Consider the following 12954-nt stretch of genomic DNA (forward strand, 5'->3'; position numbering starts at 1 on the left):
CTATTTTTTTAAGTGGTACGGTACAGTAGTGACAATCACATTTCTCCGATATAACAAGTGTGCACGAATGAGTAAACTGGATTGGTTATGCAGGATGTTGTGCCAGCCTTTCTTTGGAATGAATTGTGGGATAATAACTGTAACTTTGTAATTAGATTCACTCGCCTTGTACTGTACAGTATCAATAAATTTAGTGAGTGGTTGAATGATGCTTCTATAAGGAGAATGTAATGTTACCAGTCTCACATCAGGCTGCCACAATTTCCATTTTTCTTCAAATGCCGACTCATCCTCTCTTTCAAAAGGAATATGAACGGCAATGATTTGGTGAGCTGAAAGTGATTTGGCATAATTCAACGAGTTCTCCACTACATGCGTGATGCCAGCCACAGGAACAATTATGACATTCCCTTCAATGGGTACAGCTGCCTCACAAGTTGTAATTCTTAGTTGATTTGCTACAGCTTCATAGTGCTTTCTAATTCGGTGAAAGAGCAATATGATCAGAGGTAAAAAAACTAAAACGGACCATACCTGTGTGAATTTGGTTAAAAAAAACATCATTGTGACGATAAAGCTTATAACTGCGCCAGTCGAGTTAATAATTAGCTTTGATATCCAGCCTTTCGGTTTTTCGCGAATCCATTTTACTGTCATGCCCGTCTGTGAGAGCGTAAAGGGGATAAAAACACCAACAGCATAGAGGGGGATAAGATGCTCGGTCCGGCCTTCAAATGCCACAATCAAAAGGATTGAGAAAATTCCAAGAATAATAATGCCATTGGAATAACCTAACCTATCTCCTCGAATCGTAAACATCCTTGGTATGAATTTATCATTGGCTAGATTCACTGCAAGCAAAGGGAAAGCAGAATACCCCGTATTAGCAGCAAGGATTAAAATCAATGCTGTTGTTCCTTGAATAAAGTAATACATAAAGTTCCGTCCAAACGTTTGTTCAGCAATTTCTGAGACAACGGTGACCTCTTCTCGAGGGCTAATTCCATAGTAATACGCTAAAAATACGATTCCAGAAAATAATAAAGCAAGTAATGATCCCATCGCAATTAACGTTTTGGAAGCATTATTAGGAGAAGGGCTTTTAAAGTTGGGTATTGCGTTCGAAATAGCTTCAACACCCGTTAATGCAGAACTTCCTGAGGAAAAAGCTTTTAGGAGCAGAAATAAACTGATTCCCGCCACTGGAGTTCCGATTGGAGTATGTAAATCTGGTGATACATTACCTGATAAAATGTTGTAAATGCCAACAGCGATTAAAATGAATAAGGCAAGAACAAATAAGTAAACCGGATAGGCTAGTATTGATGCGGACTCCGTTACACCTCTTAAGTTCAAGATTGTAATAAACAGTACAAATATAATAGCAATAATAACGTTATAAGAATGTAAACTTGGAAAAGCAGACGTAATGGCATCTGTGCCGGCTGATACACTCACCGCCACCGTTAAGATATAATCTACTAACAGTGAGCCTCCTGCTACTAACCCTGAGTATACACCCAGATTTTTCTTTGAGACTACATAAGCTCCTCCGCCGTGAGGATACGCAAAGATAATTTGCCTATAGGATAAAATAAGTGCTAATAATAAAATCAATACTCCAATGGCAATCGGTATCGAATACCAAAAAGCTGTAGCACTAACTGTTATTAAGACTAACAATATTTGCTCTGGACCATATGCTACAGAAGATAAGGCATCTGAAGAAAGAATGGCAAGAGCTTTCGTTTTATTCAGTTTTTGCTCGCCTAATTCATTTGATTTTAATGGTCGTCCGATTAAAAACCTTTTTAGAGAAGATAACATTAATTAGCCTCACTTCGCTTTTTTTATTGTGTATATTACCCTGTAAAAGAAAAAACTAAACGGAGTGATTTAAACATACAAAATTGTTTATATCTACAAAAATTTTTGTTCCGCTTATGTCTATTTATCAATCATGGGATCGAGAACGTCCTTCACTGTGTTTTAGATAAAAAATAATAGTTTAAGCTAAAGATTACATCCGGATACAACCCTTATAATCGGGTTGTATCTTTTTTTTATTTTGTTAAGAGGGTGAAACAGGATGAATGCTTTTAAAGGAAAGATAGCGGTTCACGCAATTACCTGGGGCGACAACCATCAGCAGGCGCTTGAGGAAGCTTCCAAACTCAATTATCGGGCAATTGAGCCATGGCCTTCTTTTGCGCTTCAATTTGAACACCATATTTCGCAGTTTAGAGAATTGCTGGCGCAGTACAATTTGGAATTGGCGGCACTTTACGGAGGTGTAACCGGAGGAGCTTCCAGTACATTTGCTGATCCATCTAAACGTCAGGATATTATGGATTATAACCTGCGATTGGCCAAAATTCTTTCTCAATGCGGAGCGGAGCATTTGGTGCTGGGTCCAGGTGGTCCACGGCATAAGCCGACCAGCTTGGAAGAGTTGAAGACGGCGGCTGCGACCATAAATGAAACAGCGAAGCGAACCTTTGAGCTTGGCGTCAAAGCCTGCCTTCATCCGCATTTATGGACCGAGGTGCAGGACGAGAATGAGTTGGATGCCATAATGGAGCTAACTGATCCTGATGTCGTTTTCTTTGCTCCGGATACCGCCCAATTGACCGGAGCTGGAATGAATCCCGCTGAGTTGATTCGCCGCTATAAAGATAGAGTCGCTTACGTGCATCTGAAGGATGTTACGAAAGACGGAGCAGTTGCAAAAGATTTTCCGTTGCTTGACGGAAACGAAGTGCCGATATTTTGCGAACTGGGCCTCGGGAAAATCGACTTCGACCCTATTCTTGATGCTTTGAACGCTATTCAATATCAGGGATGGATGACAGTAGAGATCGATCGGTCTACTAGCACTCCTTATCGGAGTTTGGAAATTTGCAGAGACTTCGTGGAGCAGCGGCTGGGGATACCGGTTAATATTTAACCCTTGTACGTATCGAGTAAGCTTCATAATTTAGGTTATTGCACTATATTCTATTATTTCTGATGGAGCTGAATAATATGTTGAGAGGATTGACCCGAGCTGGACTCGGCGAGATTAGAGACGAAAAGCGGTTGATTGAACTAGCGGCGGAGAATGGATTTCAGGCCGTAGAAATTGAAGCAACATCCTTGATTGAGACTTACGGGTTGGAAGTTGCTAGGGAATTACTAAATTCGAATGGTATGGCGATGGGTGCCTTCGATTTAGGCGTGGATTGGCGCAGCGGTGAGGAAGATTTTCAGGGAAGTTTGGCTTTTTTGGAAGCTCGTTCCAAAGCGGCAGCTCTGCTGGGAAGCAAAATTTGCTGCACATATATATTGCCATCGACAGCCATTTCACCCGCAGTGCTTGCCGTACATGCGGTTAGCCGGCTTAGAAAATGTGCAGATATATTAAGTGCATACGGTATGAGGCTTGGCCTTGAATTCGTCGGTCCGCATCATTGGCGAACGGAGTTCAAGTATCCTTTCATCCATACGATGGAGGATACTTTAGCGTTCATTGCTGCGAGTGATAGACCAAATATCGGCTTGCTGCTGGATTCCTATCATTGGCACACGAATGGCTTAACTACTGGGGATCTGGAGCGATTGTCGGCTAATCAAATCGTGTACGTTCATATTAACGATGCCAAGGCGATGCCGGTTGAACAATTATTGGATCATGATCGGCTTTATCCGGGAGAGGGCGTCATAGATTTAAGCGGTTTTTTGCACAGTTTGCGAAATATTGGCTATTCGGGCGTTGTTGCGCAAGAGGTGTTGATGCCTTATGGCGATGGCGCTCAAGCCTCGATGGAAGAGGCGATCCTTCGCTCGAAGGTCGGCTTTGACCGGGTATTTTCAAAGCTTGGTGACTAGTTGAAATAACATCGAATGGACTAAATTAGTATGAACCACCTTTAAAGGTGGTTTTTTTATTAGGTAATTGGTATTTCTGTTTCCAGTTATATATCTTTAACTTTTTTACGAAGAAATGAATTTTTTCAGCAATTAGCTCTATCGAGTCATGTGTAAGCAAGCAAGATTAAGAGACAATGATATTAAATCTAACGAAGCTCTCGTTAATCACATAAGGAGGTCATTGATTCTGTAACTCTCCAGATATGCCTTTGAACGGGAATATTATCACATTTTAATGATAAAACACGACATAAAAAGTGTGGAGGCTATAAAAAAATGGGTAGCTTAAAACAGTTTTCGGTATGGGGAGCGATTGCGTTCGTTCTGTTATTAACCGCTTGCGGTGGAGGTGCATCTGGAAAAATACCAAATAAGGACAACAGCAGCGAAGGCATGGAGAGCAGTGAGGCCGTGGCCCTGTATAAGAAAAGGTGTATTTCGTGTCATGGTACTGAGCTGCAGGGACGAGCCGGCCCTAATCTGCAGAAGGTTGGAGCCAAACTTTCGGTAGAGCAAATATTTGATATTCTTTCGAATGGTCGTAAGGGCATGCCAAAGTTCGAGAAAAGCCTATCGACTGAAGAAATTCAAAGTCTGGCTGCATGGCTAGCTGAGCATAAATAATTTCCAAGCGAACCGTTGAACAATGGAAGCAACTACTGGCGAAGAAAAACAAGGGTCGTTGCTATTTATTAGTCAGAAAACCGAACTGTCGCGATATCTCTTTCGCCGTCTTCATGACTTTATTTGTATAGGAGTTGATTCGACTATCGTCCATACGATGCGTTGGACAAATTAAAGTCAGTGCGGATATTACCTGACCGTTCGAGTCCCGAATGGGAGATGAGATGGAAATCAGGTTATCTATGAATTCCCCAATCGAGATGCAATAATCTTGTTTTCGAATAAGTTTAAGCTGTTCTTTCAACTCGGAGGAGTCCGTAATGGTTCTCGATGTATATTTGAACAGAGGTTTGTTCAACATTTTGTTCATTTCATGCTCGTTTTGAACGGCTAAGAGCATTTTACCGGAACTCGTACAATGGAGGGGACTTCTACCACCCACGTGAGAACCGATATTTTCTTTTATTGAGCCCTCTTTCTCGTAAATGTATGCTACCTCGTTTTCTTCTAAAACAGCTATTCGGAGTGCTTCGGATGTTTCATGTGAGAGACGCTCAATGAAGGGGCTTGCTGCTTCCGCTAAGTCTTCAAAAGACATGACCATACCGCTATACAACGATACGATTCGCTGGCCAAGCCTGTATTTATGGGTGACAGGATCTTGGAAAACAAACCCCTCGCTCAATAAGGTAGACAGCAAGCGGCTGGTCGTGCTTTTACCAAGACCTAATTCATTGGCCAGCTCTGTCAGTCTTTTATCAGGTGTTTTCACAGAAAACAATTTTAATAGGCGTAAGGCATTTTTAACAGAAGTGAGCGTCTGCGGATTTGTATTCGGCACGAGTGGATAACCCCTAATCTCCGATTATTTTTTAATTTTTCGTTCCGTATAGAGGAACAAATACATTGTTTACGTCGACTTTGCCTATTATTATACATACATAAGAGCTCTTATCCAATCATGTTATTGATAAACAATTCATGAAGGAATTAAGCGAGACTTAGCAATTCGCGATATGTAAGCGCTGTATTTATTTGAAGGATTCAAATGTATGATAAAAGGGAGATGCTCTGATTATGGTAATGAATGAAGAGTACAAAAAACTAGTTTCTTTGATGGAAGAACGGGTTTTAGTCAAACAGCAAAAAGGGCTGGATATCGTTATTAAGAGAATTCCAGACTCCGATGTCGAGGGGGATCTGGACCCAAGAGTCATGGAGGTTGCTTTGGAAATGGTCAAAGCTATGGCTTCCAAACCTAAGATGGATTTTGACTTAGGAGCCGCTGAAAACATTAATCAACTCAGAGCTATGATGGGATGGCCGAACGTGGATGTCACTGTCACAGAAATCGCAACAGAACATAAATCCTTGGAAGGACAAGACGGTCCCATTCCAATCCGTATCTATTCACCGATAAAAAGTGGACCTATGCCTGCAATCGTATTTTTTCATGGAGGTGGGTTTATCGGCGGTTCTGTAGATAGCGTTGAAAACCCATGCAAATCTTTAGCGGAAAAAGCAGGTGCCGTGGTGATTAACGTTGACTACCGTTTAGCGCCGGAGAACCCATATCCTGCCGGACTAACGGATTGTTTTGATGCAGTTAAATGGGTATATGAGCACGCAGCTGAAATCAATGTGAACCCTGAACAAATCGGGGTGGCAGGCGATAGTGCTGGCGGTAATTTATCAGCAGTATGCTCACTGATGGATAGGGATTTAGGAACCGGGATGATTAAATACCAGGCTTTGCTCTACCCTACGGTCAACATGAGCGGCATTCCTACCGATGATTTCGAATGGAATATGGAAGAGTATACCGTTAACAATAACCATGAACTCATTCAGGGAATCATACGAGCATTAGGGAGCGCAACTAGTCTTGAGAATATTTATCTGCAAGGTAAAACGAAGGTTACAGAGCCTTATGTATCTCCTCTGCTAGCGGAAGATTTAAGCGGCTTGCCAGCAACACTTATTGTTGAGGCGGAATATGATTATCTGAGATTGGAAGGCGAGGCATATGCCCGAAGATTAATCAGATCAGGAGTCAAAACAAAGATGATCAGATACAACGGTGTAGACCATGCTTTTATGGACAAAATCGGGCTTTACCCGCAAGCGGAAGACTGTATGAATGAAATCGCAAAAGGGTTAAAAGAATTGTTTGAATCATGAATAACGAGACCAATCAAAAAGCTATAGGATTTGGATAGGACTCTCCACTCCTATCTATACTTTTGCACTCTTTTTGAGTGAAAGCCACCCTTCCAGGTGGCTTTTTTAATTGCTCATGAATTGACCTGTTTGCATGGCTGCGGTGTAAGTATCAAGTTGATTTTATTTAGAATGAGAATAGAGCTTGATAGGTATATTTCTAAAGATGGAGTTTTAATCTTTTCTTTTTCCTGTTTTTATGTTTTTTTTCATTTCTGGAATAATAACTAGCATTATTTCGAAACAACATATAACTTCTTAAGGAGGAGGGACGAAATGGAGATGCTCATAGTTATTTTAACTGTAGGATTAATCTGTATAGTAAGTTACTTACGTGCAATTCATATTTCTCTACAAAGAATTATTGAAAAAATGTCTAATGAAAAGTAAGACCGCTAACAAAGTAATTCAGATATGATTTTTTTGAAGCAGTTTACTATATCAACCGCTCCCTTTCTTTGTTAAGCTAACGGGCAGTTATGCTCAACCAATTTGGAATTATAGAATTATTAATTTGATGCAGAGGTGATATGAGTGCTAGGATTACCCAAAGGTAAAGTCTTTCTTATGGCTTGGACGGCAGAGTGGGAGAAGGAATTTATATGGGAGAAAACACAAATAGAAAATGAACTTGGCGAACTTATCTTGGCAGTCCACCATATAGGCAGTACGGCTGTGAAAAACTTATCCGCGAAACCTATTATTGATATTGGAATTGAATTAAAAGAATTTCAACTTGGGAGTCAATGTGTCCACGGCTTAGAGAGACTTGGATATGCTTATAGGGGAACAAACATACTACCGGGCAGACATTATTTCAGTAAGGGTGAGCCAAGAACTCATCAAATTCACATGTTCCAAACAGGCAGTTTGTATCTAGAAAAGCTACTTGCATTTAGAGACTATTTATTGAAAAATGACGCAGCACTAAACGAATATCAAGAGTTGAAAGTGAAACTCTCCCAGAAACACCAAACAGATAGACTATTGTATTCTGATGAAAAAACGGAGTTTATAAATTCAATTTTGGACAGTTTAGGATTCGCACCAACTGTAATCAAGAATATTATAAAATAAACTTAAGATGAGAAGAATCGTTCAACTTAATATACAATCGGGGGGATTTGTATTAGGATACATATAATTGGCGGGGCGGGAAGTGGAAAATCCTATATTTCAAAATTACTAAGTAAAAAGCTCAATATTATTCATTACGATTTAGATGATATTTTTTGGGACAATAAAGCGGATGAGTATGGAGTGAAAGCACCAGAGGAACAGAGAGATCAAAAGCTCAGAGAAATTGTTAATCAGGATTCATGGATCATTGAAGGCGTTTATAGAGGTTGGATAGAGCCAAGTTTTTCAGTTGCGGATAAGATTATTGTACTTATGCCTCCCCTATCAGTTCAAGAAGAAAGAATATGGATGAGATACGAAGAACGTAGATCTGGAGCCGTCCCAAGTAAAAAGCGGGAGACTCTGGAAGGTATTAAAATCCTCTTAGAGTGGAATAAAAAATATAACCTTAACTCACTTCCTCATTTTATTTCAAATTGTATATACACAGAAAAAATAATAACTGTAGATAATAATATGGACATTCTTGGATTTTTTTAATTATTGAACTAACGGGTACCTATAGTTGAACAAACAAGAAATACCTGTTATTTACCTTACGCAATAAAACTTTTAAGCGGTAAAATAGAAGTTGTATTTCGTATTCTAATAAAATTTCGGTTGGTTGGAGTGGTAATTAATGAAAAATATAACTGTCGATATAGTAGTAGGATTAATAAATGAACAATTTCCAAAATGGTCTGATTTAGATATCAGACCTGTAAAAGTTAGTGGGAATGACAATAGAACGTTTCATTTAGGCGAACATATGAGTGTAAGATTACCAAGCGCAGCATGCTATGTTCCTCAAGTGGAAAAAGAGCAAATGTGGCTACCAATGTTATCAAAAAAACTTTCTTTACCCATTTCCACACCATTAGCTAAGGGGAATCCTAGTGAAAAATTTCCATGGCCATGGTCAATCTATAAATGGTTGGAAGGAGAGACTTTGTCTCGAAAAAATTTAAATGATCTTAATCAATTTGCAAGAGACTTGGGATCTTTTTTAATGGAATTACAATCTATTGATGCTAGTGAAGGTCCTTTAGCAGGGGAGCATAATTTTTATAGAGGCGGATCTATAGCTGTATACGATGAAGAGTCGAGATACGCAATTGAGAATAATAAAGATGCTTTTAATGAACAGGTATTGAATGAAATTTGGGAATTGGCACTTGATTCTAAATGGGAATCTGAACCGGTTTGGGTTCATGGTGATATAGCACCAGGAAACATATTGATTCAAGACGGAAATCTCAGTGCAGTCATTGATTTCGGGATATTGGGCGTAGGTGATCCTGCTTGTGATGCTGCAATGGCATGGACGTTTTTTGATGAAAAGAGTAGAAAGATATTCAAAAGTGTATTAAATATGGATGAAGGAACTTGGAACAGAGCAAGAGGATGGGCTTTATGGAAGGCTTTAATAACCTACAATGGTAATAAAAATACTAGAAAAGCAGTGGCAGAAGAATCATTTAAAATTATAAATATAATAGTAGATGACTACGCATCAGAGAAAATACAAAAAATTTTTTAGTTTTCGTTTAACAGAGACTATGATTTTTGATTTATAAAAATTACCGACTTGGAGTTTGTGTTAAATGATTGGTACATGATTTAAGAGAACACAAATGTATTGTATTCGTATAGTTGAATAATACATATGGATGAGCAGGCGCTGCGGTGGCCTGCTCATTTTATTAAGCTAACGGGCAGATTAGTCCAACAATATGACATCGCTAATGTTTGATCCAGCCAGTTGTGTAACCCAATCTTCGTCAGTGTACCGAGGGATAAGCGCTATGGTGAACGATATTTCATTTGCCGTCGCTGTTGCTCTCGTAGGCTAGTCATGAGTCGATAATATCAAGCATATTTAATAGAAGATCGACCTGTTTAGGGCGGTTTTATACGATCTAGCTCCACTTCACGAAGAAGTCTGGTGAATTGCGTATCGATGCAGTTAAGAGCTCAATTGTTCCTACGGTAACTTGGGTTAGCCGCTCATATGCAGACTGGAAGAAAACGCGAAGCTCGGTGTCCGAATCCAGATCATTACGGGATAGACTAGGTAGATCGGTCAGAAGAATGGGATGATTGCGGGTGTGGAGCATACCTTCAACGTCTTGCAAAAATGAAACGAATTTGAGATCCCCAAGCTCGCGCATCTTCTCTTTAAGCGCAACCCATCTCGCATTCTGAGCTAGAAAAAAGGCGCTCCACCAGTATAATTCCTGTACCGACTCTATAACATGGCTGTAATAGGTGTGAAAAATAAATAAAGCCTGCTGGCCGGAGGTCATCTTGCGTTAAAAATCGGCCAAATCGCCGCCTCTGCTGCTTACTTCCTTGTATGTCTGGATGAGCGGTTTAAAGCAGGCAGAAATTAAAGCGCCGTCATCCATCCTATCAAAAACTTCACGTTCTATTTTTACCAACATTTCCCTATCGCTCCTTCATTCCGATTGTAGACATCCAAGTTCGCGCACGTCAAGCTTTAAGTACGACAATAGCCATACAAATGGTTTTAACATTAATTTAGGGAAGCATTTTTTTAAAGTTTGACATTTTAATACTACGCTGCACGGTAGTTGTCGGAAAAAACGGTTAATCCTACGATTTGTCATTGTAAAATATATGCTTGGCAGATACTCTTCCAGCAGCAAGTTGCAATATGCCGAACGAATACATGGGCTGCCTCCTCTTATCAGTAGGTGACCCTGGATTAAATACCAGCAGGCCACCAGTCCGCTTAAGTACTGGAATATGGGAATGGCCATAGATCAGCACATCTAAATGAACATTCTTGAAGGCTTCTAACGCACGTGCTTCCGTATTTATTCTTTTCCCATCACCATGTCCGTGAACGATACCCATTCTTACACCCTCGAACTCTAATTGCCTCTGCAATCCAAACTTGCGGATAATGTCTGCTCTATCATTATTACCTGCGACACCGTAGATCGGGGCGAATGCTACCAAAGCCTCATACACGGAAAGGTTCGTCCAATCCCCTGCATGAATGATAGCTTTTGCCGTTTTTAGCTCGCGAAGCAATCGATCCGGCAGTTTCTTGTTCATTCTGGGCATATGCGTATCAGATACGACGACGATTTTCATCCTCACCGACCTCGATTCTTTTTCTTCATATTCTTCATTCGTATTTCATATTTTCATTAAATAGACCAATAAGACAACTACCAATGCAACAATGAAAAAACCGACTGCTATTGTTTTCTGTCCAGATGCGTAAAGTGCTAAACTAGCCAAAGAGAAAACTGCTATCTGAAGCAGGTGACGAACAGGAATAGTAACGGGGTAGGTTGCTTTGGGTGCTACGAAGAGTCCCCAGAACACCGCAATGACAAGTGGTGCTCCAATTCCCAGCGCGAATCTGACGATCCAACCGCGATTAAAATGGAAACCCCAATATCCTAATGAAAAGAGAGCGGCTAACTCAATTAAAAATAAGATTAATAGCACGATAGATTGAAATATGATCAACTTTGTTCCCCCTCACGAAAAAACTAATATCATTAGTTTTAGTTTAACTAATGTCGTTAGTTTTGGCAAGGGGTATGAAAATATTCTTGTATTCTTCAGTGACTTCGTAAGTTATCCTATGTGTTATTCATTCCGGGTAATGAGAGACTGAACTCGTGAGTACCTTCAAGCATATAAATTCAAGAAAGCAGGAAAGTACAGGAATCATGTGGAATAAATATACAACTTTACCGTATTAGGAGGTCGTAAAATGGCGTTTCCGACACATATTGTATCGGCAGGCGGAATTGTAGAAGATGGAAATGGAAATATCCTATTAGTAAAAGCCCATGACGATGGTTGGGTGTATCCTGGTGGGATAACTGAAGTTGGAGAAAACCTGATTGATGGCGTGATTCGTGAAATCAAAGAGGAAAGTGGAATAGACGCCACTGTTAGCCATTTAATTAGTGTTGTTTCGAATACAGCGATCCATAAGTGGTATGACGGTGTGACTGATGTTCCTACGAAGGTCATGTTTGATTTCGTGTGCAAAGCGGTGGGTGGAGAGTTAGCTACTTCTGATGAAACGAGCGAGTGCAGGTGGGTTCCAAAGGAAAATGTTCTGGATTTGATTACTTTACCCGCAATCCGCATGCGTTATGAAGCTTATTTGAACTTTAACGGCTCTGTGAATTATATGGAATACATCACCGCAACAACGTCAGAATGTAATGTCAAGCTTCAAAGGCGTGTTTAGTTGTACGAGGGCTCGTGTTTTAAAAATCTTTGAACTAATGAGGAACGATAATTGAATAACGCATATTGTTGAGCAGGCTCTACGGTAGCCTGCTCTTTGTATTAAACTAACGGGCAGGATAGTTTAACAAAATGTGGAATCAGTCTAAATGTTACCGAACTCTGACGTGAGTGGAAATGGGGAAAAACGAATGGTAACTATTCAAAAGATCGAATATGATCAAAAATCGACTTTAAGAAATCTCCTAGAGCTTTATAAATATGATTTTAGTGAGTTTGACCCTGAAGATGTAAATGAAAATGGCTTATATGACTATATGTATCTGGATCATTATTGGACAGAGGAAGGTAGACATCCATTTTTTATACGTGTACATGGAAAACTAGCTGGATTTGCGCTAGTAAGAATGATGGGAACAAATGATCATGGCCAAACAATTTACTCGGAGGCTGAGTTTTTTATAATGAAAAAATATAGAAAACTTGGAGTAGGTCTAATCGCTTCTAATGAAATATTTAATCGATTCAGTGGCATTTGGAAAGTTGCTCAAATAGAGACTAATAAACCATCTCAAATATTTTGGAGAAAGGTAATTGAAAGCTATACAAATAACAAATTCCAAGAGGTTAGAGAAGATGATTGGGATGGTCCTATACAAACATTTTCAAACGAAAATCATAATGTCAGTGATTGAACTAACGGGAAGTGATAGTTGTACAAATAAGGAGCAGTTTGCTGCGGCAGCTGCTCCTCTCTTCGGTTAAGCTAACGGGCAGGACAGTTCCAATATGTGGTATTATAAGTGTTGATGACAAAACTGCAGCCAATTTTGGAGA

At 39.8% G+C, this 12954-nt stretch carries 15 protein-coding genes; 9 read left to right on the forward strand and 6 right to left on the reverse strand.

Annotated features, from left to right (window positions below):
* The gene (locus AC787_RS08930; protein ID WP_054024452.1) at nt 1-1827 is read right to left on the reverse strand and encodes an APC family permease; all 1827 of its coding nucleotides are present in this window, start codon (nt 1825-1827) and stop codon (nt 1-3) included.
* A 262-nt stretch (nt 1828-2089) separates the two neighbouring features.
* On the opposite strand from AC787_RS08930, the gene AC787_RS08935 reads away from it, so the two are divergent.
* From AC787_RS08935 to AC787_RS08945, 3 genes are all read left to right on the forward strand, one after another.
* Nucleotides 2090-2947 carry a sugar phosphate isomerase/epimerase family protein gene (locus AC787_RS08935; protein ID WP_054024453.1) on the forward strand — a complete coding sequence of 286 codons (858 nt, stop codon included), beginning with the start codon at nt 2090-2092 and terminating at the stop codon, nt 2945-2947.
* A gap of 77 nt (nt 2948-3024) precedes the next feature.
* Nucleotides 3025-3867 (forward strand): sugar phosphate isomerase/epimerase family protein, encoded by an 843-nt coding sequence (locus AC787_RS08940; protein WP_054024454.1) that lies wholly within the window; start codon nt 3025-3027, stop codon nt 3865-3867.
* A 318-nt stretch (nt 3868-4185) separates the two neighbouring features.
* Nucleotides 4186-4533, forward strand: a complete 348-nt coding sequence (locus tag AC787_RS08945) for a c-type cytochrome (protein ID WP_054024455.1) — start codon at nt 4186-4188, stop codon at nt 4531-4533.
* Nucleotides 4534-4594: 61 nt separating this feature from the next.
* Here the strand turns inward: AC787_RS08945 and AC787_RS08950 are convergent, their stop codons facing one another.
* A complete protein-coding gene (locus tag AC787_RS08950; protein ID WP_054024456.1) occupies nt 4595-5374 on the reverse strand; it encodes an IclR family transcriptional regulator in 780 nt (259 codons plus the stop codon).
* A 242-nt stretch (nt 5375-5616) separates the two neighbouring features.
* Between AC787_RS08950 and AC787_RS08955 the strand changes: the two genes are divergently transcribed.
* The 4 genes from AC787_RS08955 (at nt 5617) to AC787_RS08970 (ending at nt 9412) form a co-directional block, all read left to right on the forward strand.
* Entirely contained in the window at nt 5617-6714 is a 1098-nt protein-coding gene (locus tag AC787_RS08955; RefSeq protein ID WP_054026987.1) for an alpha/beta hydrolase, read from the forward strand.
* A gap of 573 nt (nt 6715-7287) precedes the next feature.
* Complete coding sequence (locus AC787_RS08960; RefSeq protein ID WP_054024457.1) at nt 7288-7830, forward strand: GrpB family protein; 543 nt, start codon at nt 7288-7290, stop codon at nt 7828-7830.
* A gap of 183 nt (nt 7831-8013) precedes the next feature.
* Nucleotides 8014-8373, forward strand: coding sequence for a hypothetical protein (locus AC787_RS08965; protein ID WP_054024458.1), 360 nt, complete (start codon nt 8014-8016; stop codon nt 8371-8373).
* A 139-nt stretch (nt 8374-8512) separates the two neighbouring features.
* Entirely contained in the window at nt 8513-9412 is a 900-nt protein-coding gene (locus AC787_RS08970; RefSeq protein WP_054024459.1) for an aminoglycoside phosphotransferase family protein, read from the forward strand.
* Nucleotides 9413-9791: 379 nt separating this feature from the next.
* Here the strand turns inward: AC787_RS08970 and AC787_RS08975 are convergent, their stop codons facing one another.
* The 4 genes from AC787_RS08975 to AC787_RS08985 form a co-directional block, all read right to left on the reverse strand.
* Nucleotides 9792-10178, reverse strand: coding sequence for a hypothetical protein (locus AC787_RS08975; RefSeq protein ID WP_054024460.1), 387 nt, complete (start codon nt 10176-10178; stop codon nt 9792-9794).
* A 6-nt stretch (nt 10179-10184) separates the two neighbouring features.
* Complete coding sequence (locus tag AC787_RS35045; RefSeq protein WP_268760162.1) at nt 10185-10316, reverse strand: hypothetical protein; 132 nt, start codon at nt 10314-10316, stop codon at nt 10185-10187.
* A gap of 172 nt (nt 10317-10488) precedes the next feature.
* Nucleotides 10489-10995: a metallophosphoesterase family protein gene (locus tag AC787_RS08980; protein ID WP_054024461.1), complete on the reverse strand. Its 507-nt coding sequence runs from the start codon at nt 10993-10995 to the stop codon at nt 10489-10491.
* Nucleotides 10996-11040: 45 nt separating this feature from the next.
* Nucleotides 11041-11379: a YrdB family protein gene (locus AC787_RS08985; RefSeq protein ID WP_054024462.1), complete on the reverse strand. Its 339-nt coding sequence runs from the start codon at nt 11377-11379 to the stop codon at nt 11041-11043.
* Between the two features lie 250 nt (nt 11380-11629).
* On the opposite strand from AC787_RS08985, the gene AC787_RS08990 reads away from it, so the two are divergent.
* Together AC787_RS08990 and AC787_RS08995 are read left to right on the forward strand one after the other, a co-directional pair.
* On the forward strand, nt 11630-12118 hold the full coding sequence (locus AC787_RS08990) for an NUDIX hydrolase (protein ID WP_054024463.1): 489 nt from the start codon (nt 11630-11632) through the stop codon (nt 12116-12118).
* Between the two features lie 190 nt (nt 12119-12308).
* A complete protein-coding gene (locus AC787_RS08995; RefSeq protein WP_054024464.1) occupies nt 12309-12812 on the forward strand; it encodes a GNAT family N-acetyltransferase in 504 nt (167 codons plus the stop codon).
* Nucleotides 12813-12954 lie beyond the last annotated feature (142 nt).

Source organism: Bacillus sp. FJAT-28004 (assembly GCF_001280845.1).
Taxonomy (GTDB): Bacteria; Bacillota; Bacilli; order Paenibacillales; family Paenibacillaceae; genus Pristimantibacillus.